Source organism: Pseudoalteromonas sp. RW-H-Ap-1, from assembly GCF_048318575.1.
In the GTDB taxonomy this organism is placed as follows: domain Bacteria; phylum Pseudomonadota; class Gammaproteobacteria; order Enterobacterales; family Alteromonadaceae; genus Pseudoalteromonas.
On the sequence record NZ_CP166996.1, the window covers coordinates 2,176,468 to 2,198,727 of the forward strand.

The 22,260-nt window shown below is 39.6% G+C and carries 16 protein-coding genes and 1 pseudogene; 10 read left to right on the top strand and 7 right to left on the bottom strand.

The genetic code is table 11. From position 1 onward, the window contains the following. Window positions 1-40 precede the first annotated feature (40 nt). A complete protein-coding gene (locus AB8618_RS10445; protein WP_055012790.1) occupies window positions 41-310 on the top strand; it encodes a hypothetical protein in 270 nt (89 codons plus the stop codon). Between the two features lie 13 nt (window positions 311-323). Beyond that, window positions 324-1,097: a Zn-ribbon-containing protein gene (locus AB8618_RS10450; RefSeq protein ID WP_138570073.1), complete on the top strand. Its 774-nt coding sequence runs from the start codon at window positions 324-326 to the stop codon at window positions 1,095-1,097. 55 nt (window positions 1,098-1,152) lie between these two features. Here the strand turns inward: AB8618_RS10450 and syd are convergent, their stop codons facing one another. Beyond that, window positions 1,153-1,692, bottom strand: a complete 540-nt coding sequence (gene syd / locus AB8618_RS10455) for a SecY-interacting protein (RefSeq protein ID WP_413402597.1) — start codon at window positions 1,690-1,692, stop codon at window positions 1,153-1,155. 59 nt (window positions 1,693-1,751) lie between these two features. Between syd and queF the strand changes: the two genes are divergently transcribed. Then, window positions 1,752-2,597, top strand: coding sequence for an NADPH-dependent 7-cyano-7-deazaguanine reductase QueF (gene queF, locus AB8618_RS10460; RefSeq protein WP_413402599.1), 846 nt, complete (start codon window positions 1,752-1,754; stop codon window positions 2,595-2,597). 32 nt (window positions 2,598-2,629) lie between these two features. Here the strand turns inward: queF and AB8618_RS10465 are convergent, their stop codons facing one another. The 3 genes from AB8618_RS10465 to AB8618_RS10475 are packed head-to-tail and all read right to left on the bottom strand — an operon-like array spanning window position 2,630 to window position 8,954. Continuing rightward, entirely contained in the window at window positions 2,630-3,511 is an 882-nt protein-coding gene (locus AB8618_RS10465) for a peptidylprolyl isomerase (RefSeq protein WP_409423487.1), read from the bottom strand. Between the two features lie 44 nt (window positions 3,512-3,555). Next, a complete protein-coding gene (locus AB8618_RS10470) occupies window positions 3,556-7,227 on the bottom strand; it encodes a translocation/assembly module TamB domain-containing protein (protein WP_413402601.1) in 3,672 nt (1,223 codons plus the stop codon). Then, on the bottom strand, window positions 7,227-8,954 hold the full coding sequence (locus AB8618_RS10475; protein ID WP_409423489.1) for an autotransporter assembly complex protein TamA: 1,728 nt from the start codon (window positions 8,952-8,954) through the stop codon (window positions 7,227-7,229). Before AB8618_RS10475 ends, AB8618_RS10470 begins: the two co-directional genes overlap by 1 nt. 229 nt (window positions 8,955-9,183) lie before the next feature. Here AB8618_RS10475 and AB8618_RS10480 point away from each other — a divergent pair, with 229 nt between their 5' ends. Beyond that, window positions 9,184-9,516, top strand: a complete 333-nt coding sequence (locus AB8618_RS10480; protein ID WP_413402603.1) for a ribonuclease E inhibitor RraB — start codon at window positions 9,184-9,186, stop codon at window positions 9,514-9,516. 30 nt (window positions 9,517-9,546) lie between these two features. Here AB8618_RS10480 and AB8618_RS10485 read toward each other — a convergent pair whose 3' ends face one another. The 3 genes from AB8618_RS10485 to AB8618_RS10495 form a co-directional block, all read right to left on the bottom strand. Further along, window positions 9,547-11,298 carry a DEAD/DEAH box helicase gene (locus tag AB8618_RS10485; protein WP_413402605.1) on the bottom strand — a complete coding sequence of 584 codons (1,752 nt, stop codon included), beginning with the start codon at window positions 11,296-11,298 and terminating at the stop codon, window positions 9,547-9,549. A 186-nt stretch (window positions 11,299-11,484) separates the two neighbouring features. Further along, window positions 11,485-14,358, bottom strand: a complete 2,874-nt coding sequence (locus AB8618_RS10490; RefSeq protein WP_138605006.1) for a TonB-dependent receptor domain-containing protein — start codon at window positions 14,356-14,358, stop codon at window positions 11,485-11,487. 402 nt (window positions 14,359-14,760) lie between these two features. Further along, window positions 14,761-17,109 carry a DNA polymerase II gene (locus AB8618_RS10495; protein WP_413402608.1) on the bottom strand — a complete coding sequence of 783 codons (2,349 nt, stop codon included), beginning with the start codon at window positions 17,107-17,109 and terminating at the stop codon, window positions 14,761-14,763. A 60-nt stretch (window positions 17,110-17,169) separates the two neighbouring features. Between AB8618_RS10495 and dinG the strand changes: the two genes are divergently transcribed. The 6 genes and pseudogenes from dinG to AB8618_RS10525 all read left to right on the top strand — a co-directional run bounded on the left by dinG (window position 17,170) and on the right by AB8618_RS10525 (window position 22,254). Beyond that, window positions 17,170-19,245 (top strand): ATP-dependent DNA helicase DinG, encoded by a 2,076-nt coding sequence (gene dinG, locus AB8618_RS10500; protein WP_413402610.1) that lies wholly within the window; start codon window positions 17,170-17,172, stop codon window positions 19,243-19,245. Next, window positions 19,245-20,021, top strand: a complete 777-nt coding sequence (locus AB8618_RS10505; protein WP_413402612.1) for a TSUP family transporter — start codon at window positions 19,245-19,247, stop codon at window positions 20,019-20,021. The genes dinG and AB8618_RS10505 overlap by 1 nt, the downstream gene beginning before the upstream one ends. 1 nt (window position 20,022) lies before the next feature. Further along, window positions 20,023-20,631 (top strand): primosomal replication protein, encoded by a 609-nt coding sequence (locus AB8618_RS10510; RefSeq protein ID WP_008109383.1) that lies wholly within the window; start codon window positions 20,023-20,025, stop codon window positions 20,629-20,631. Further along, window positions 20,631-21,488, top strand: a complete 858-nt coding sequence (locus AB8618_RS10515; RefSeq protein ID WP_413402614.1) for a histone deacetylase — start codon at window positions 20,631-20,633, stop codon at window positions 21,486-21,488. The genes AB8618_RS10510 and AB8618_RS10515 overlap by 1 nt, the downstream gene beginning before the upstream one ends. Before the next feature lie 346 nt (window positions 21,489-21,834). After that, window positions 21,835-22,106: pseudogene (locus tag AB8618_RS10520) on the top strand (late competence development ComFB family protein). Continuing rightward, window positions 22,099-22,254 carry a YbaM family protein gene (locus AB8618_RS10525; RefSeq protein ID WP_138605011.1) on the top strand — a complete coding sequence of 52 codons (156 nt, stop codon included), beginning with the start codon at window positions 22,099-22,101 and terminating at the stop codon, window positions 22,252-22,254. Before AB8618_RS10520 ends, AB8618_RS10525 begins: the two are co-directional and overlap by 8 nt. Window positions 22,255-22,260 lie beyond the last annotated feature (6 nt).

A 22,260-nucleotide genomic window follows, 5' to 3' on the forward strand; every position in this document is an offset into this window, starting at 1 on the left:
TCAATGTTGCGAGCTTACTTTATAAAAGAGTTATAATTGAATGAATGCTGCTGTATTTGAAGCTATTAAAGTCCTTCTTGATGAAGGCAAAGTTCCCACTGTTGCACTAACTAAAAGTCGTTTAACAACACCGACCCCAATGCCGGTTATTATTGCTGCGGTGAGTCAATATAAGAATAATCCTGATTCAATTTATAATTTAATGAAACCCCCAAAGCAAAGTGCCAGTAATGAAGATCAAAACAACTCTCAATTAGATAGAATTGAGCAAAAGTTAGATCAATTACTTACACTGCTCGCGCCAAAATAATTTGAGACTATAAATGTTTGTTGTTGATTTAACATTTGACTGCTACCAAGACACCACCTTGGAGCAAGCCGAGCAAGCAATAAATCGCTTGGTAAATGCATTACGCTTTAATGGCCAAATCATTGGAGAAGAATTTCCAACGGTGTTAAAAGATGGCTATTTTATCACTCGCGTTATGTGTCCGACCGAGGACGCTATGCACCCTCTTAACAACAGCGCATTTGTAAAGCACAGTGTTGAAAAGCTCCATGATGCAGGCTTGTTAGCACCAAAGGTGAAAATAATAGGTCAAGACATTCACTCAAACGGTGCCGATGGTTGTAAAGAGCCCTCAAGCTATATTTTATATACTACGTATGTGCACACCTGCAGCCCGCTGTATTGTGGCGATGACTTTTTACCCGTTCCGCTATTCAATATTCCAGCAATTGCCAATGGCGATTATAAAACCCTGATTAAATGGCAAGAAGACTGGCAAGCGTGTGATCAAATTCAAATTAATGGCGCAACTCGCTGTGAATTTCCTGCATTAGAGGAAATAGCCAGCACACAAAGTGATTTGTATCGCCGAGGTAAAGATATAAGCAAACGCATCAGCTTTTTAACTAAAAAGCCTGTTTACTATTACTTATATCGTGTAGGTGGGGTCGATAAAGCCTCGGAGCTTAAGCGTAAATGCCCAAGTTGCCAAGGTGAATGGAAATTACCTGAGCCGTGGTTTGGTTTATTTGATTTTAGGTGTGAGCCGTGTGGTTTAGTGTCTAATATTTCATGGGATTTTCAATAAATCCCATACTTAAGGTGCTATGTCTAAAACATCACACCTTAAAATTACCTTATAATTATACTGCCAACGACGCTATAAATTCACTGAGGTTTTTGGCGAGTACATGATGTGGCTTTTTACCTACATACTCTAGGCACACCTCACCTGTTTCCACTAATACCGTAACAAGTAAATCATCTTGATCAGTTAAACCAATAAAAACACTTGGCGCTTGCTTTAGCTTTCGCTTCATTAAAACATGACCCGTGATATTTTGTTGCAGTAAGTCAAAATCATCCTCATTCCACGCTTGTAATAGTTCCACTTGATGACCATCAACGCTGGCTAAAATACTGCCAGCAAACATATGCCCATAAAACTGGTTAAGTTCATCAGGAAATTCAAGCTCTAATGCGTTAGCGAGATCTGCCAAAGAACCTGCAGGCTCTCTCACTATCGCTTGCCATTGAATCATACCGTGCTCATCGGCTGTGCCTATTTCACAAGGACTTGGCCATTGCTCATCGTGGGCGATGAGTGGCTGCTTTTGTGTATTTTTGATAGTTTTTTCACTAAAGCGTTGGTGAAGTTGGGCTAATTGCATTGCAACAGACATACTGTGAAACTCATTTAATTTAGATATAATGTCCCCATTGTAACTATTTAAGAGCAAACATGACAGATTACAGCAATTCTCCCGATCTTAAAGGCAGCGTACTTGGTCAATCTACTGAGTATGTAGATCAATACACGCCCAGCTTGCTTTTTCCTATTGCTCGCAAGCTTAATCGCGACGCGTTGAGTATTGATGAAGCCGCATTACCATTCAAAGGCCAAGATATTTGGACCGGTTACGAACTATCTTGGTTAAATACCAAAGGCAAACCACAAGTTGCGGTGGCTATATTTACTTTCGAATGCCAAAGTAGTCACATTATAGAGTCAAAGTCGTTTAAGCTTTATCTGAACAGCTTTAACCAAAGTCGCTTTGGAAGTATTGACATTGTTAAGCAACATTTAATTGACGACTTATCAAATGCGGTAAACAGCCCGGTAAAGGTAACCTTATACAGCGCTGATGATTATAATTGTATTCCTTGCACACCGCTTCCAGGTGAGTGTATTGATGAGTTAGATATTGAAATAGATAACTACCATATTGATGCACATTCTCTAAAATCACAAAGCGATAAAGTGGTTAGCGAAACCTTGCATAGTCACCTGCTTAAATCGAACTGTTTAATTACTTCACAGCCGGATTGGGCCAGCATTATTATTCGTTATACTGGTGAGCAAGTGTGTCGTGAGTCATTATTACGCTATTTAATTTCGTTCAGGACCCATAATGAGTTCCATGAGCAATGTGTGGAGCGTATTTATAGCGACTTAACCACTCAATTGAATATTAAAGAGCTTGACGTTTATGCGCGCTATACGCGTCGTGGCGGCCTTGATATTAATCCATATCGCTCAACGCATCATAACGATACCCCTTTTGCGGTAAAAATAAACCGTCAATAAGCTAAACAAAAAAGGAGCCTCAGGCTCCTTTTTTAATCGTTAAGTTGCTTAGTTGGCACAGGCATTCCACACACATCAATGTAATTATGGCTATACGCAAACCATTCCTCGCTACGGCTACCTCGTGCTGAGATTAACTGTTTAAATGCATCTGAGTCTGTTTTCATTACTTGAAATCGGCTGTTATCGCTGCTAACGTCGGCTAATACTTGTAAGTCTGTAATAGGGTTAAACTCGCTACCACTTTTAGGTGTGCGCGCTAACTGGTGAAAATGCGCCATACCTGTCAGTACTCGCCCAAATACGGTAATATTTTTATCTAAATAACGCGGACCTTGCCCTATGGTGACGAAAAACTCTGAGCTGGCACTATTTATATTGTTGTCGCGTGCCATAGCAAATACACCATGGCAATGAATTTGCCATGTTTGATCACGCGTTTCATTTTGAGCTACCGCAAAACCATTTAAAAACCCGGTTATTGGTGCATAACCATCTCCACCCATTTCAGTGATCATAAGCGGCTCGTTGGTGGTTAAATAAAACTCGGCAGGTACTGTGCTATTTTTGGTTTTAGTTAACTTTTTACCCGTGCTATCACCACCTTGAGCAACAAACCCTTCCACAAAACGATAAATATGAGTGCCCTGATAAAAGCCCTGTCGTGCCAATTTTTTAATATTAGCACTGTGTTTTGGCGCAAGCGCTGGATTGAGCTCAATATACGCAGCACCGGTAGGTAGGGTTAGTTTTAAAATATTCTCAGGATCAACCCATCGCCATTGCTCATCTGTTGTAGCAGCAATAATCTCACTACTGGTTAGGCTTTTAACTGGCGTTGATGGCAAAGTGCTTTGCTGGACACATCCGCCGAGCAAAGCCGACGCTATAATAGTGATTACGAATTTTTTCATACCTTTTCCTTTTTATTATTGGTATTGGTATTGGTAAATAAAGGTTAATCCCAATTGAATTTATACAATATGTCGACATTTTGATACAGGCCACTGGTTATTTCTATATATAACTTCGACATTAGCTGATAACGCACCGCCACTTCGCTGAGCGACTCAAATACCCCCACGCTATATTTAACCTGCAAACTAGGGGCGAGATAACCTGATATTTCAACCTTTGTTTGCTCGCCACTACCTTTAGAGCTTAAGCTCACATCTGACAAGCCAAACGATTCACCGACTTTAGACACTAAGCTTTCGCTTCGGCTCACTCCTTGAGAAAGTAGTAATTGAGTTAACATTGCATCCGTTGAACTGTCGCCCTCCCCTAATGGTTGACCATTAAGCAAATACGCTAGGGCTTGTGCTTGGTCCATGCCCGGCTCTGAAAATACTTTTAAATTTGGTTGCTCAACACTGCCAGTTAAAGTAACACCGGCAATCACACCGTCGGCAGTATTATTTGGGTTGCGAATAGCTTTAATATTTAAATGAGGCTTATCTATTGCGCCACTAAAACCAATTTTCCCGGTTCTAATTATTAAGTCTTGACCAAATGCCAAGTAAGTCCCTTCAATTAAGTTAAGCTCACCAATGGCAATAATGGGTGAATCTTGGCTCATTTTTATATCCATATCACCCACTACTTTAGACTCAAGTCCAAATGAGGCTACTCTGACATCATTTTTAACTGTTACTTTTAAATCAATATCGTAGTTAAATGGCGCTTTTTTAGTATTTTGCGTAGTTTGATCTAAAATTATTTCATCATCACTAACCTGTACAGCCCCCTCTGGCAGCTCTTCAATTTCTATTCGACCATAAGGCACCACAACATCACCTACCAGCTTAAGTGCATTGTCAGCTAAACTTATTTTTAACTCAGGCGACACTTTAAACACAACGCCTTGTTGCGCTCTTACAAAAAACTCACTGCCGACTACATTCATATTTACAGCTGGTTGTTCACCTTGCCAATCAACATTCCCCGTTAATTTTACCTGTCCGCCTTGAGGGTCATTTAAATCTCCCTCAATGGTGGCGGTGGACTTATTAAACGCCACATTAATGTTCGAGTTTTTAAGGGCAACAGGCAGTTGTTCACCTTCTAGGTTGATATTCTCTATGTTTAAATTTCCCTCTAACAAAGGGTCTTTAAGTGTGCCTGCTAATGCAACTTGCCCACGAATGGCGCCATTAAGCTGCTCGAACGTATTTAAAAATGGCTGTATATCAGACAATAAAATTTTATCAATTTGAATATTACCGTTAAGCGTTTGCTTATTTTGAATATCATCAATATCAACTTTAGTCGTTACTTTACCCAAAACACTCGATTCTATGTTAGCTTCTATTTGACCAACCTTAGCATCAGAAAAAGCGCTTATGTTTAGCGTTTCTATAGGTAGCTTAAATCGATCTTCTTCGTTAATAAGTACCGCGTTAAGCCCTGATGAATTTAAATTAGCGCGTAGAGTTTTAAGTGTGCCTGCTTGCCAATTAGCAGCAAAGTCTCCCGCTATATCACCACGTGTTATTACATTCTCTGGTAACCAATGTTTTAGCTCTCGCAATGCAAGATTGGCCAGTTTTACGTTAAGCTGACCTAATTTGCGGGTTTGATTTAATCTATCAATACATAACTTACTATTACTCGATTGCCAACAATGCGCACTCACATCAAAGTCGCCCGTTTTCGAATCTATAGTTACAGCTATATCTTTAGCATTTTCAAAGCTAAGCGTTTTATCACTTACGCTAATATTACTGAGTTCACCTTGCCAAATCGCGTTAGCGAGTTTGCCATTTAGTTCAAACGAGGCTGCCCCAGCATCAGCATCAATAGATGCACTCAGTTGATGATCGGTTTTATCACCACTGCCGACTATTTCCACTTTATTAATTTGATGATGCATAACACGCGCTGAATCAAGACTAACGCTGATATCTGTTTGCCAATCGGTAGCGGTGTCTAACTGTGCTTTTAACGCCAACTTATTAATATTAATTTCGTCATAAATAAACTGCTCTAGCTTTAACACTAAATCAACTGCAGGCGTCAACCGCTCGCCTCTTATACTTAAATCGGCTTTACCATTAGCAATAAACGGAAGCTTTGCATCATCATTACTTTGCAGCGCAATAGCCCCATTAATCTGCCATTGCTGATCAACTTCGCCTGTTAAGGTTAACCTGTTTGTGCCGCTGCTAAGGTTAAATTTATTTACAGTGGCTTTAAGTTCATCATTTAAGTTAAATTGAGCAGCAAAATTAAGCGGTACATCATTTAGTAACCCGCTTAATTGGGTGTCATCCATACTTAATTTCCAGCTATTTGAACTGGTAACAAATGCCCCATTAAACTGCCCTGAAATATCACTGGTAAGTGTGTCAGTGAGGTATTGCGCTTTTAAACTCGATAGCGCGCCGCTAAAGTTAGCACTAACCCCATTTTGCCATTCGATATTCGCTTGGATAGTAGCCTGACTATCATTCGCCTTAAGGGCTAATTTTTTTAAGTTTGCTTCGCTCAGTGAGCCATTAATTTGACTGTTAAAATTCACACTTGGATACGCACCTAACTGACTATTCCCAAATAACGATAATTGGTAATCGTTGGCATTGCCTTGCGCGGTTAACTTTACGCCGGTTATCTTTAACTCTTTACTTGCTGTGTCGATAATCCACTGCTCTGCACCGCCATTGATACTAAATGGATAATTTGGTTGTTTGAGATTAGCCGTAGCAGCAAGTTGAAAAGGAAATGATTCACTGCTTTTTATATCTACATTGAGCTTTTCTAAGTCTCCGCCTATTTGCATGTTGGCATCATAACCATGCCCTTTTAGACTAATATCGCCATTAATTGGTAAGCGGCCTTTAAGCTTTGCGTTTAGTGCTGTATTAAGCTGCCACTGCTGATAATTTGCAGACAATGAGGCAACGTTAATCTCAGAACCTATTAGCTTCATTTGTAGCGCAATATTATTTATTATATTTTGCTGTTCGCCCTGCTTTACCGTGAACTGCACAATATTAAACTGTTCTAGATAAATATTGAGTGGCGACATAAATGCGATATTAGGGAGTGCTGGTAACTCAGTAATTGGGGACGAACTGGCTGTATTTGCCCCAGACTGCTCTTTTAACGCGATTAAAACACTCGGAATATTCACGCTTTTAATTTGAATATCAGCACCTTGTGCTTTTGCAGCAAGCTCCAGATTATTAACATCTACGTTTGCACTTGGATGATTTAACACAAACTCAGTGACCGCTAAACGCTTAAGTGCAATATTAAATGGCAAACTGATTTGTTCCAGCGGTTCGCTAGGTGTATCAGGGGAATTAGATGGGGATGCTGGTAAATTTAGTTTTATAGACCGAGCACTTAAGTTATCAATACACACACCATCGCAGTGCCACCAAAATAAATCTAGTTTAAGCTGCTCGGCATTAAGTAATAAACCGTCACGCTCAAAACGCAAATTAAACGGATCATTATATAAAAAACGCCCATTTTTTATTTCAATTTTTAAGCCGTCAACTAACTTATTAGCGCTATAAGCAATTAGCTGATTACCTGGAGCTGTAAAAACAACACAAAACAATGTCACTAATACAGTAACAATTAAGGTACTAAGTGCTGCCGTGACTTTTTTAAATACAGACATTAAATTTCAGGCCCTATGGTAATACTTAAACGAGTGCTTTTACTTTCTTTAGTGAGCCCCCATGCATGATCTATTCTTATTGGTCCTATAGGCGTTAAATAACGAAAACCAAACCCTGCACCAACTTCAAATTGCTCAGAAAAATCATTGGTTGCAGTCCCTCCATCCACGAACAACGCTGCTCGCCAGTTTTTGGCAAATTGGTAATTATATTCAGCCGTCGTCACAATTAAATATTTACCACCGATGCGATCGCCATTGTCATTTTCTGGTGAGATTGATTGATAAGCAAAGCCACGCACACTTTGATCGCCACCAGCATAAAATCTTAATGAATATGGAACATTGTTAATGTCGTCAACTAACATGGCACCTAAGTTTGCTTTTAAAAACACAAGGTGCTTATTAAGGTAAGTGCGCAACCATGCATGCTGTAATTGAACCCTAACAATATTGGTACTAGAGAGCACACTATCAAGCCCAAACTCTGCCGATATAGACCATTGCTCGCCCGAATAAGGGGTGGTGCCACCCTTCGATTGTTTTCGGGCATAACTGATACCTGGTAATAACATTTCTGTGGTGCGCTCTACCCCGTCGCCAATCCGATAGGTTTCTTGCTCGCGTCTGATAAACGCAGTTCTAATCCATTTTTGCTCGGTGAGCCATTGCCTTTGCAACTGCGCGGTTAAAATTTCACTGTAAATATCGTCGGCTAATTCATCCTCAAGTTTATAACCTGCTGATAAGCGCCATAAATCATCATTAGGATCATTAACCGGAATGGTATACGCCATAGAAATATCTTGTTGTTTTTTTGCAACATTAAGATTACTTTCTAGGTAGTGTCCCTGCTCCGTGATCCATGGTTTACTCCACTTAAACCGTACCTTTGGACCGAGCTCGGTATTAAACCCGCCACCAATTTCATAGCTATTAGCGGGCTTATGTAATGCGTCGACTTTTATAGGTACTTGGCTATTTTTTCTAGCTGAAATATCAGCGTAAACACGCACGCTAGTAAAATAAGGAGTACTCGATAAATCTAGGTTATAGTCAGCAATCTTAGATGCTTTATAGTGCTCACTTATTTTAAATGGGGCTAAAGAGCGAATGTATTTTTCTGCGGGGCTTTGATTGGTAATTAACACATCGCCAAAGCGATAACGTAAACCACTTTCAATGGTAAAGGTAATAACGGCGCTATGTTTTTTTAATGACACTTCAAATTTTCGTGCTGGCCATTTAGCATCAAAGTAGCCATGTTCTAACAGAACTGATTCAATTCTTTTATAGGCTGCGCTATATACTCCATGATTTAAAATATCGCCTTGCTTTAACCCTATGCTTTCAATTACTTGCAGAATTGATGGGTCGTGTTTAGCTTCCCCGTTAACGCTAATATTAAGCGCCTCTATACGAGTTGCAGAGCCGCGCTCAATAGTGGCAACAAGCTCTCGCTCATCTTTATTAAATTCAATAGTCACATTTGGACTGTAATACCCTAATGCCTTTAAGCTATCCTTAACTTGCGTTTTAGCGTAACGACGCAGTGAGCGTGTTGATTTTTCACCCACTAAGGGTTTTAAATAAAGAGCAACGTTGTTTTCTAACTCTCCACTAATTCCTTTTATTTCATAATCTTCAATTGTATTGTCAGCTGCAATAGCGAAAAAGCTCACAAATAAGCAAAAACAAATAACGGATTTTAAAAACTGATTGAACAAGTAATCATCCTTACTATGTACCCATAAAAAACAACACACTAACGACAGAATAATAGCATAGCGATAATGAGCCTAACATTAACTTAATCATTATCAGTGTCTAAAATATTAACTGGCTCTATACGAACCCTTTAAATCGCTTTGAGGTTAACTAAAAATTCTTGCGCTTTAATGATTTATTTTGGTTACAATAGCACTAATGAGTAAACACTAATTTTATGAGTTTTAAATGCAATTTCCTGATGATGATAATGGCCAGCTTCTTGCTGAAATTTCCGCCGCCGGTGTAGATTTAAGTAAAATGCAACAAATTGATTTTTACATTTTATTTGAACAACAGGCTGATGCCGAAAAATTTGCAACTGAGATTGTAAACGATGCATTAGTGCAAACTGCTGATGTTGAGAAATGTAAAGATACCGGTGTTTGGGAAGTAATTGCCCATGTACAGATGGTTCCAGAGCATGCACTTTTAGGCCAAGCAGAACAATATATTGAAAGTATCGCTAATAGCTTAAATGGTTATGGCGATGGTTGGGGATTAGACGCAGAAGAAGCATAATTTCATAACGAATGAGATATCCAGCTTAGCCTATCGGCTTAGCTGGTTTGCTTTTCTAAAGCTGCCTTTATAATCAAAAAGTTTGTCTGCTACTTTCCAGCCATATTTTTTACTTTTTCGAGCAATCACAAAATCTGGTGGTATTAAATCAAACTGGGCTTTTATAGCTTGATCTGCACTGATAAATTCAACTGGAGACTGTCCCTGTCCTACACGCTTACCAAATTGCTTATTAAAATAATACAGTGATCCTTTGTTTGCTAAATCAAAAACTTCATCACAACTGGCTCCGTCTTCATCAAAATAAGTAACTTTTAACAATTGCTCTTTAAGTTTAGTCACACTCAAGCCACTACAACGAAGGACTAATGCATCTTTAAGGTTTAACGCATTACGGAGTTTATCATCAGGATCGGCCATCACACCGCCACAGTCATGACATTTTCGAGCAGCAATATCATTTTGTGCACCGCACTGCTCGCACTCTTTAAAACGAAAACGATAATCGCATTGCTCGCTTCCCCCATTATCATCTTCTAATAAGCCTTGGCAGCGCCTACCAAAGTGCTCAACTACTTTGCCATCAGCGTCTGTTTTACCCCAAAATATATTGGCAAAGCCACATCCGGGACACAGCACTTGCACGGGTTCATTATCGCTATCGCCTTTTTTATCACCCACCTCTGGATAAAATAAATCAAAGCCATTGCCCGCATAGTCAATCACTAAACAATCATCTTTACCCTCAGCCAACCTTAAACCTCTACCGACAATTTGCTGGTATAAACTTACCGACTCTGTGGGGCGTAAAATAGCAATAAAATCTACATGGGGTGCATCAAAGCCGGTAGTAAGAACCGATATATTCACTAAATACTTCAATTTTTTAGCTTTGAATTGTTTAATTATTTTATCGCGTTCGCTATTAGGAGTATCTCCGGTGATCAGCGCACTTTGATCCTCGGGTAAATAAGTCATTATCTCTTGTGCATGCATAACCGTAGCTGCAAATATCATCACGCCATGGCGGTTCTCACTATATTGAATAACTTGCTGTAAAATTGTTTGAGTTGCACGGGTCGATTTTATTAACAGCGCATTCATATCCTCATTGCTATATTGCCCAAATGCATTGCTACTTAAAGATGAAAAATCATAATGACTAATTGCAGCATCAACCTCTTTAGGGGGAGTTAAGTAGTTATGCTTAATCATATAGCGCAAAGGTAATTCAAAAATACAGCGTTTGAATGGGCTTTCCTTATTGCCACGCACAAAGCCATGGTAATGATGCTGATAAATCCAGCCTAACCCTAGTCGGTAAGGCGTCGCGGTTAAACCTAACACTTTTAATTCAGAGTTGTGAGATTTAAGTGCATCAATAACTTTTCCGTATTGGCTTTTCTTTTCGCCATTTACTCTGTGACACTCATCAATAATAAGTAATGAGTAGTGCTCATTAAGTTTATTTAGATTACGCGATAACGACTGCACGCTGGCAAAGGTAACTTGGTGGGTTAACGATTTCTCTTTGAGACCTGCGGAAAATATACTCGCCTCAAGACCAAAGCTTTTATATTTTTGAGCATTTTGCTCCACTAATTCTTTTACGTGCGCCAACACCAATATTTTTTGTTTAGCAATACGCGCAAGTTCAGCTATCACCAAACTTTTACCAGCACCTGTAGGTAAAACAATAACAGCAGGTTCGTTAGTTTTTCTAAAGTGTAAAACGGTGCGTTCAACCGCTTCGCTCTGATAGGGTCTAAGGGTGTAGGTCATTTAGATATTAACTTAGTTTATGTAGTTAAATTTTAACAAACAAACCACTTTTTAATAGCCATTTATAAATATTTAAAAAGTTTTAATTATATTTCCTTTAAAAATAAAAAACGGCCCCAGTATCTGGGGCCGTTTAACTTTTAACTTAGAACTAATTATTAGTTTAATAAGTCCTGAAAAGTAACATTAGAACTTTTGAGAAATACCAGCAAAGAACTGACGACCATAAAGTCTGTAGTTACTTTCATCAGTGCTACCATTAGATGCAGTTTCGATGAAAGGAGGTAACTCATTAGTTAAGTTACGAACACCAAACTGTACTGTAGTATCAGTGCTGAAAGTGTATTGACCTGACAAGTCATGGTAAACCTGTGAGTCTATAGTAGCTTTCATTCCCTCAAGCTCACCTGCAGCATTGAAGAAAGAAAGGTCAGCATATTCTAGGCTTGAAAGGTAGTTAGCTGCGTAAACAACTCTTAAGTCATCTAACATGTAAGTTGCATTAAATAATACTTTGTCTTCAAAGTAAGACGTATCATTTTCAAAACGACCAGCTAAATCTTCAAGATTAAACGTTGCTGTTTCTGCGTTGAAGTTTTCTTCACCTCTTTCTAAGAAATGAGTCCAAGCAAGGTTAAGGCGTAACATACCTTTAGGTAGCTCATAGCTGTAGTTTACATCTACGTCTATACCTTTAGCTGTCATACCAGCAAGGTTAGTTGTACGGCTATCAACTTTGTCGATAGTACCATCTGCCGCACGAGTGATTTTAGCACACTGCTCTTCTAGAAGACCTGTGTAACAACCATTCATGATGTCTGTAGTATCTAAAGAATCGATTTTACCATCGATGTTGATATCCCAGTAATCAACTGTGATACCAAGGTTATCGATAAAGTTTGGAGCCCATACGAAACCAACAGTGATTGTTTCACCTGTTTCAGCTTGTAGCTCTGTGTTACCACCTACGCGAGTACGAATTTGAGAGTCAGTGCTTGAGTGACCACCTGTTGGTACACCTTGAGTGCCACATAATGCTTGACCTGCAGCTGATAAATCACCGTATCGAGCAGCGCCACATGGATCAGATGCTGTTTCAAAAGAATCCGCAGCAGGAGAATATAGATCATCTAATGTAGGTTCACGGTATACTTCTGAGTAGTTAGCACGGAATTTCAAACCATCAAAAACGCGCGACTCTAACTTGGCATTCCAAGTAAAGCTAGTACCTGTTGTACTGAAGTCATCGTAACGACCGCCTACTGTAAGATCAAGAGTTTCAACACCCATGTCTGCAATTAACGGGATTAAGAATTCAGCTGTTGCTGCAGTGTAATGTCTGCCAAGACCTGTAAGTGGTTGACCAGTATTACCTGTCACTTCGTCAAAGAATTTACCTGAGTCAGTTACATCTTCAAATTCTGTCTCGTAATACTCGAGTCCGAACGCGCTGCCTACATAACCTGCAGGTAGTTCAAATAACTCACCTGACACGTCTATGCGAACTTGGTGGAATGAATCGTTATAAGAATCACCAAGAGGAGCCGTAACATAATCAAGCATTTCTTGAGTCACAGTACCTGGACCACCAAATACATTTAGCGATACACAACCAGCAATTGGGTTAGCTTCTGTACCACATACGATGTTACCGTCAGCGTCTTTAAATGAAGGACCCATTGCATTTGATAAGTTAGGACCATATAACTGACCAAAATCAGTATCATTTAAGCTATTAGCGCCATAGTTGTAGTAAGCGTCATAGGTCCAAGAATCATTAATATCACCAGTAAGACCGATCACGTTTTGGAAGCGAACATAATCTTGCTCAAATGAACGACCGCCTTCAAGCATACGACGACGTGAACGAATTACATCTTCGCCAAATGGGTTGTAGTAGTTATCTGCAGAAACACCATTTACCATGTTACCAGCAGAGTCAGGTACTAAGTATCCTGGATCAAAACGAGTATCGTAAGGAACAGCGGCAAGCTCTTGACGAGATTCACGTTTGTTGATACGAGTTTCTGTATATAGGGTTACGCCGTCAAAAACTTCAAATGACGTGTCAACAAAGAAGTTTACTACTTCATAAGGTGTTTGCATTAGGTTAACTGGAGCGTAGTTATATGTATCGTTATTCGCACCACCACCAACGAAAGGTCTCATGTCACCTGCTGCAGGTTTACCATCAGCACCTGTTGGACAATTACCATTTGTGAAACTACCTGGTTGATTTCTAAGGTAGAAGTTACCACATGGAACAGAGCCTGAACCTAAAATAATTACGTTTGCATTATCTGGATCATCTTGTGGAGTGATTAGGCCATTTTCATAAAAGCTTTTAGCTTGATCTGTAGAACCTACGTACCAAGGGTATTGGAAGAAATCTACACCCTTTACATCGCCTTGATAGATTGGGTCTTGTTGAGAGTAATCAAAACCAACAGTAATATGACCTGAGTCAAATTCTTTACCAGCTACAATTTCAAAGTTTTCTTGCTTGCCTGCGCTGAAATCGTCGTACCAAGAAGTATTAGCTTTTAGTTCAATACCTGTAAATTGCTTTTTAGTGATAACGTTAACAACACCTGCCATAGCAGCTGAACCGTAAGTTACAGACGCGCCATCTTTAAGAATTTCGATTCTTTCGATCATTGCAGACGGGATGTTTTGGAAATCACTTGAAACAGGTTTGCGACCATTAATTAGTACAAGTGTTCTTGACGAACCTAGACCACGAAGCTCTACGAATACACCACCGTTACCGCCGTTGTTTGTACTTGTAGTAGCTGGTGAGCCCGACATTACAGGGTTTGACTGAATGAATTCACCAACATTACTGATACCCATATCACCCATAGACTCGCCAGAAATGGTAGTGATTGGAGCAACACCTTCAAGATCAGTTCTTGTTAAACGTGAACCGGTTACTTGAATTCTTTCAACTTGTTCTGCACCCTCTTCTGCAGCAATTGAGCTTGCTGAGAAAGCAGCAGTAGAAGCTGCACCAAAAGCGATCGCTAAACGAACTGCTTTTGAAACTTTGTTATTTAACATTTGATTCTCCCTAGAATACTATTTGTTTTTTTATTTTTGACCACTTTTGTTAATTAAATTGTGATCATGCCCTAGATGATAATACTTTGATCACAACACGGTCAACATTAAATTAACCTTAAAAACACTTTAAGTGACTTCTCGTTATCATTTTTAAGTTTATTTGGTTCGCTTTTTAAGCTTTTTTTGGATTTGATTTAGAAACAACCTAAAAACAAAAAGATAAACACCTGATTTAAATGATAATTATTAATTTATATTAGATTTTTATTTTGTAGTGATTTAAAACAATTTTGTAATCATGATCACAAATGTTAACTTTAAAATTTACAATTTTTATGCGAAATAGGAACTAATAATCGAAAAAAAACCTACAAAGCACCTATTTTGCTCATAGCTAAGTTAAAATAATGTAGCTTGAGTAGATTCAGTTGATGTGTTTAAAGCGCTTAATATCATTTGCGCTACGGGTTCAAGCTGTCTTTGAATGTATAGGGGGTAATTAAGGGTGTTTTTACCTGTATAAAGTTCGGCGCCAGTTATTGCGTAAACATATTCGATTACTTGCCCGCGTTTTATTTCAAACTCAGGATGGCTCGCTTTGTGTTTTTTAACTGCTTGAACGTGAGGTGGGATATTTTTAATATAATCGCTCAGATGCTGCCCTAAACGCTTTCTATAAACGAGCTTGTGGTCAAGGTCACCGCTGTATAATTTTTGCGTGTAGCTGTTTATTATATTGTGCAGTTGCTGTATTTCGAAGTGGCTAGAGAAAAGAGTTTCAAACAACTGAGTTTGGAACTCCTGCGCAAACTCAGTCCAATCACTGCGAACGGTTTCCATACCTTTAAAGACCAACTTTTTTTCATTTTTTTTGGTTACTTGACCAACATAACGTTTTTTAGAACCTGTTTTTTTACCTCGTATAGTTGGCATAAAAAACGGACTGTAATGGGTTTCAAATTCAATTTCTAAATAGCTTTGTAAGTCATAACGCTGCCTCAAGTCGACCTGCCACTTTTCGTTTATATGTCGAACAAGTTGGCTGCCAATCTCGTTGCATTGCTCAGGACTTGTATCTTCACTGAGTTTTACAAACGTAGAGTCGGTATCACCATATATCACCTCAAAGCCTTGCGCTTCTATCCATTTACGAGTTGTTTGCATTATTTCATGGCCACGTAAAGTGATAGAACTAGACAAGCGCGGGTCGTAAAACCGACAGCCTTTAGAGCCCAGTACGCCATATAAGCTATTCATAATAATTTTAATCGCTTGCGAGAGCATAGGTTGATTAGTGTCTTTTGCCTTTTGACGAGTTTGTGTCAGGTGTTCGATTAATTTTGGCAGGTGGTGTTGCGTTCTTGAAAATAATGCCTGATTAAATCCTTCAACCGCTTGCTCTGGTTCCTTCAACCCTGCGATTAAACCTAGCGGGTCAATACAAAACGTACGCATAATTGACGGATATAAGCTTTTAAAATCAAGTACCAATACGTTTTTAAAAAGCCCTGGAGTCGACTCCATCACATAGCCACCAGGGCTTTCAAAAGATAGCCCATGATCGCCTAAGTTGGGAGCAACATAACCACTGCGATGTAACAGCGGTAAATATAAGTTTGTAAATGCGGCAACCGAGCCACCCATGCGCTCAAGTTCTAGCCCGGTGATTTGAGTTCTGACTATGGCAAATTCAAATAACTTTAGTTTTTCGAAAATCTGATTAACCAAAATGCAGTCTTGACGATTATAAGCCGCTAAAGAAAGCTTATCTTCATTAAATTGACGAACAATTTCTGTTAATCGGTTATCGGTTTTTATTAATTTAGATTCGTTAAGCACCCGCTCTGCAACACTGGCTAACGAAAAGCTGTCAAATCGATAAGTGGCATTCTTCAAGGTATCAATGCCATCAATGACGCACCGCCCTGGAAGCGTTAATCGAGTGTAATGACCTTTATTAATATATAAAGGTTGATTATCTCGGCCAAAACTCAGGGTAAGTCCTAACGCCTCAGCGCGTTCTTGCAATAAACTAAAATCAAAATCAATAACATTCCAACCAACAATAACATCGGGGTCATTATTTATAATGTACTGCTGCAGCTTGGTGAGCAGGTTAATTTCGTCGAAGCACCAGTCTATTTCAAATATAGAGTCGTTCTGCTGCTGTGGCTCACCTATCATCAGTACACAATCTAAGCTATTTCCCACCAGTGCAACACTAAATAGCACGCCATCGGCATTGCATTCTATATCCAAAGAAACAGACTTAAGCGTTGGCGTATACTCGTTGTTTGCTTTTAGCTTTGCATCACTAATTTCAATAAAGCCGTTTTGAGCTTTGGCGTTACCGGTTACCCATACGCCCCCTTTAATAAAGCGCTCCATTAAAAAGCGGTCACTGTGGCGCACATCGGCTTCATAAATTGGCATTACTTGCTCTAAAAGAGCTCGTGCAGTGTATAAACTTTTTATATCGTTAAAGTAACAGGCCACACATTCGCTACCACTAAAGTGACAAAGCTCAACATTTTTAAACTGCGTTTTTATATTTGCCTGAGTCAGTAAAGCACTTGCAGTATCTTGCTCTGTCAATGGGATGAAAAACAGCGCTTGCTGGTTTTCAATCGTCACTTTTATCGGGCCCTGCTCAGAGCTTAGCCAATAGCACAAAGTAATACCTTGTGCATTTTTAGCAGTGTATTGTTGCCTTGATAAAATAAAGCCCTGATAGATTGCTTGTGTCAATGTTCGATCCCACTTAATATATACACTGTAATTATATACATATTTTAGGTTAATCATCACATGCTATCGAGCTCACTTAAAAAAACAATTAGACAAGTACACCAGCATGTTGCAAATAACCTAACCGATTACCGCCCTCGTAGTAGTCAAAACTATTTAGTTGCTGAAATAGCAAAAACATTAGCCGGTGAATATCATAAAAAACAACGTATTTGTGTTATTGAAGCAGGCACAGGCACCGGTAAGTCATTAGCTTACTGTCTAGGCGCTCTACCACTGGCATTAGCACAAAAAAAGAAACTAGTTATTTCTACGGCTACTGTAGCTCTGCAAGAGCAATTAATCGCTAAAGAGCTACCATTTTTTAAAAAACACTCAGGGCTCGATTTTAAATTTGATTTAGTAAAAGGCCGCCAACGTTATATTTGTGCACACAAACTTCATAATGCGCTAAACAGCGATAGCCAAACTCAAATGGAGTTTATGCCTACCCTTACATCGCCATTAAGTGACATGGAAACTAAGTGCTTAAAGCAACTTTACGATGCCTATGTCAATAAAAAATGGCAAGGCGATAGAGACAGCTGGGCTGATACCATTCCTGATAGGGTATGGGGACTAATCGCCTGCGATAAACATGCCTGCCAACGCCAGATGAAAGCACACCAAACATGTCCTTTTCAACTCGCCCGCCAGCAGTTAATGCAAATGGATGTATTGGTTATAAACCATTCGTTACTGTTAGCTGATTTAGATTTAGGGGGCGGAAAAATTTTACCTGAGCCCGACAATACTATTTATGTAATCGATGAAGCGCATCACCTTGCGCATATTACCCGCGATTTTTCATCTGCTGCAGCTACAATAAAAGGCACGATAGATTGGCTCGACAAACTCACTAAATTTAGTGGCAAAATGGCCAAAGTGTTAGTTGGGCAAAAAGGTATTGGGCAAAACTTTAAGTTATGCGATAGCGTTAACGATGCTAACAAAGATTTAAAAGTAGTGCGCGATATTCTAGACAACGCCGATTTTGAATATTCAAAAGACGATACCTATCGCTTTGAACATGGTGAAATTCCTAAATCGCTACACGCTAAGGCAAAAGACATTAGCGAAGCCACGCTTGATGCATTACGGTGTTTGAATAAAATGCACGACACCCTCACACAAGATGTAAGCGACGGTGATATTAAACCTTATGTTGCCGACCCCATTCTGGCTGAAAGTGGGCAATACATAAATCGCTTAGAACAACTTAATAAATTATGGTTTAGTTACGCTACTAAAGGCGAAGGCACGCCGCATGCGCGTTGGATAAAACGACTTGAATATAAAAGCCATCATGATCACTTGCTTAGCGACTGCCCCATTGAGGTCGGTTACTATTTAAAAGATAAGCTGTGGAGCGAATGTGCTGGAGCCGTGTTATGTTCAGCTACCTTGAGCGCACTAGGCTCATTTGATCACTTTGCTTATGAAAGCGGTCTTGCTAAAGAAGAAGGGGTAAAGTTTATAAAAGTCCCCTCCCCGTTTGACTACCCTAAACAAGCCACTCTGCGTATTCCGACGTCAAGCATAGAGCCAACAGATAAAGAATTTAGCGATCATATTGCTAAAACATTACCCGAATATCTAAACACTAAAAAAGCTAACTTAGTGTTATTTGCCTCTTACTGGCAAATGGACCATGTAAGTAAGTTTCTTAGAAAAAAAGGATTTAACTTATTAGTACAAGGTGAAATGTCACGAGAAGCTTTACTCAAATTACACACTAAAAATATTGATGAAGGCAAAGGCAGTATTTTATTTGGCACCCAAAGCCTTTCTGAAGGACTTGATTTACCTGGTAAATATTTAGAAAACCTAATTATTACAAAAATTCCATTTGCGGTGCCCACCTCGCCTATCGAAGAAGCACAAGCGGAGTTTGTGCAAAGTAAAGGCGGTAATCCGTTTTTATCGATAACCGTGCCAGACGCAGCAAAGAAATTGGTACAAAGCTGTGGTAGACTGCTGCGCAAAGAAAGTGATATTGGCACAATAACTATTTTAGATAGACGCTTAATCACCAAACGATATGGCAAAGCCATGCTTGACACCTTACCACCTTTTAAAAGACAAATAGATTACTGATGTTTGAACTTGCACTCGACCCAACAACTTGGGCTATTTTATGTGGCGTTGCACTTTTAGCGGGCTTTATTGATGCTATTGCTGGCGGCGGTGGATTACTTACTGTACCGGCACTGTTAACGGCGGGATTGCCTCCTCACTTGACGCTCGGCACAAATAAATTGGCCGCCAGTTTTGGCTCGTTAACTGCCAGTATCACCTATTATAAAAAACAGTTATTTAACCCACGATTTTGGTTTGCTTCTATTATGGCTACCGCCATAGGTGCTTTGTTAGGCACACTCATTGTTGATCATTTAAGCATTGAGTTTTTAAATAAGCTCTTACCTATTATTATTATTTTAGTGGCTTGCTACAGCTTGTTTGGTAATTTAAGTACCACACGAAGTGACGACCTGCCTAAGTTAACCCCAACCATAAAACTAAAACAGTGGCTACAAGGATTAAGCCTAGGTTTTTTTGATGGTTTAGCTGGGCCTGGAACGGGAACTTTTTGGACTGCCTCAAACGGTATGCTTTATAAAATGAGTTTGCTACTTAATTGTGGTTTGGCGCGTTCAATGAATTTTGTTTCTAACTTTATCTCGCTGATCACCTTTGTTGCACTTGGCCATGTTAACTTTTTACTGGGAATTACAATGGGCTTCTTTATCATGCTTGGTGCATGGTTTGGCGCACATTCAGCGATTCGTTTTGGCAGTAAATTTATTCGTCCAGTATTTAATACTATGGTTATACTTTTAGCATTAAAACTAATTTACGAGGCATACTTTTAACATGCAACCTGCCGCTTTAGATAAACTACGCCAACAAGTTGCCACGCTTAAGCAACAGGCAGAGCAATTTGACAAAGCAAAGCTCTTTTCTAAAAACCGGTATATGCAGGCACAGCCGAGCCTATTTGACAGAGCCGTGTTTAGCACCAAAAGTATGAACTTAGCCGACTACGTAGTAGAAATAGAAGATGAAATAGCTAGCTTACCACCGAGCGAACACCGTCATGCATACACCTATGCACTTGAGCGTATTGCCAGTCAGGTACAAGCGGTATTTAATGTTATTAAATCGACCCCTATTTGGGTGAAAGAAAATAAAAGTCATTATAAGCCTCGTGCTAAACAGCCTGTTTATAAACAAGCGGTGCAAAAAATCATGCAATCATCCCATGAGTTATATGATGAGCTTAAACAAAACCATGAATTTGAACGTCGCCTAGTACTGATGATTGAAGAGCGTAAACTACAAATGGAAAAAGCATCGCCTGCGCAAGCACAAAAGCTTAACCAAGAAATTTTAACTACTCATGCACGACTCGGCCGTTGTAGAAAAGCGATTTCTGCCACCGAAGACAAAATTCAACAAGTAGAAAAACAACAGCTACGCTAATGCAGCTTTTTTATCACCCTCTCTACTCTGCTTTAGCGCTCCCTGAGCGCCATCGATTTCCAATTAAAAAGTATCAGCAGCTTAAACATGAAATAGAGCGTTTAGGCTACACCCAATTTATATCGCCTTCGCCAGCAACTAAAGCGCAGTTAAGCTTATGCCATAGCTCAGATTATATTGCTGACTTTTTAAACGGGTCGTTAACTGACAAAGCGGTTAAAAAAATGGGATTTCCTCACTCTTATAAACTTGTTGAGCGAACTCTTTACTCTGTTGGTGCCAGTATTCAAGCCGCTGAAACAGCACTTGAAAGTGGTTTAGCGGCTAATTTAAGTGGCGGCTATCACCATGCTTACAGCAATTACGGCAGTGGCTTTTGTATTTTTAATGATTTAGCCATTGCGGCAGCGCATCTTATTGCAACGGAGAAAGCCGACACTGTATTAATATTTGATTGTGACGTGCATCAAGGTGACGGTACCGCGCAAATAACCCAACAGCACGAGCAGATAATTAGTTGCTCAATTCACTGTGAACAAAACTTTCCTCGGCAAAAACAGCTCTCAAACTATGACTTTGGCTTACCTGCAAACACCACAGATGCAGAGTATTTAACAACACTAGAGCAAGCTCTTGAGTTATGTGTTCGCCTCCACCAGCCCGATATTATTTTATATAATGCGGGCGCCGATATTTACACCAAAGACGAACTCGGCTTATTTGATGTTTCCTTAGCTGGTATATATGAGCGCGACTTTACCGTTCTTAATTTTTGTAAGCAGCGAAACATACCGCTGATGTGCGCTTTAGGTGGCGGTTATCAACGCAACATCAACAATTTAATTAGGGTCTGTTGACCTTTCAAGGTTAAATTTGCCGCAGTCTGTTTGGTATTTAGGCAAGGCAGAGCTTATGTGGTGTGGTTATTCCCCATAAATAGGCGATAACGCAGCATTAATGCCAAACAGGCGCTGCCCGAAGGGTTCTGCCTAGGGGCAATTAACTCTTTGTTGCTCGGTTTTTACTTAGCCCACTAGGTTACAAACCTCGCGCCGCGATTAAATTGCCCCTAGTTTGAACAAATATTAATCCGCAAAGGTCAACAGACCCTAGTGTCCATAAGCAACTATTTAAAGCGGCTCTCGATTTATAACAATCCTTGGTATAGACTCATTACAGACAATAAAAAAGAGTGACAGGAATATGCGATTAGATGACGACATACACAATTTTTACGAAAAACTCGTTTTAGAAGAAATAGAAAAACGTAAACTTAATGAACGTTACAACGACGATGTAATGGCTGACTTTTGCTGCACCGTTCTCAATCAATTACCCCCCGCTATATTCGTTACGATGTAGATATGGCGTTTTATTTGACTCAAACAGATCGTTTAGATATGCAGCAACGCGTAGAAGTTGCCATTAATTTTGCGATTGATCAAATAGCTAAAAAGAAAGCGCTCCATGAGTAACCCACTAGAAGAAGCTCCTACACACGTGAAACTGGCTGTTGATTTAATTATGATATTAGAGCAGCATGATGTAGAGCCAGAAGAAGTATTAAAAGCGCTCGATATCGTAAAAAGTGACTTTGAAAATAAAGTAACAAAGCGCACTTAGCGCTTT

What these genes read in the sequence shown, in the direction of transcription:
- AB8618_RS10445 (WP_055012790.1), top strand. Translation starts at nt 41, where the DNA reads ATGAATGCTGCTGTATTTGAAGCTATTAAAGTCCTTCTTGATGAAGGC.
- AB8618_RS10450 (WP_138570073.1), top strand. Translation starts at nt 324, where the DNA reads ATGTTTGTTGTTGATTTAACATTTGACTGCTACCAAGACACCACCTTG.
- syd (WP_413402597.1), bottom strand. Translation starts at nt 1,692, where the DNA reads ATGTCTGTTGCAATGCAATTAGCCCAACTTCACCAACGCTTTAGTGAA.
- queF (WP_413402599.1), top strand. Translation starts at nt 1,752, where the DNA reads ATGACAGATTACAGCAATTCTCCCGATCTTAAAGGCAGCGTACTTGGT.
- AB8618_RS10465 (WP_409423487.1), bottom strand. Translation starts at nt 3,511, where the DNA reads ATGAAAAAATTCGTAATCACTATTATAGCGTCGGCTTTGCTCGGCGGA.
- AB8618_RS10470 (WP_413402601.1), bottom strand. Translation starts at nt 7,227, where the DNA reads ATGTCTGTATTTAAAAAAGTCACGGCAGCACTTAGTACCTTAATTGTT.
- AB8618_RS10480 (WP_413402603.1), top strand. Translation starts at nt 9,184, where the DNA reads ATGCAATTTCCTGATGATGATAATGGCCAGCTTCTTGCTGAAATTTCC.
- AB8618_RS10485 (WP_413402605.1), bottom strand. Translation starts at nt 11,298, where the DNA reads ATGACCTACACCCTTAGACCCTATCAGAGCGAAGCGGTTGAACGCACC.
- AB8618_RS10490 (WP_138605006.1), bottom strand. Translation starts at nt 14,358, where the DNA reads ATGTTAAATAACAAAGTTTCAAAAGCAGTTCGTTTAGCGATCGCTTTT.
- dinG (WP_413402610.1), top strand. Translation starts at nt 17,170, where the DNA reads ATGCTATCGAGCTCACTTAAAAAAACAATTAGACAAGTACACCAGCAT.
- AB8618_RS10505 (WP_413402612.1), top strand. Translation starts at nt 19,245, where the DNA reads ATGTTTGAACTTGCACTCGACCCAACAACTTGGGCTATTTTATGTGGC.
- AB8618_RS10510 (WP_008109383.1), top strand. Translation starts at nt 20,023, where the DNA reads ATGCAACCTGCCGCTTTAGATAAACTACGCCAACAAGTTGCCACGCTT.
- AB8618_RS10515 (WP_413402614.1), top strand. Translation starts at nt 20,631, where the DNA reads ATGCAGCTTTTTTATCACCCTCTCTACTCTGCTTTAGCGCTCCCTGAG.
- AB8618_RS10525 (WP_138605011.1), top strand. Translation starts at nt 22,099, where the DNA reads ATGAGTAACCCACTAGAAGAAGCTCCTACACACGTGAAACTGGCTGTT.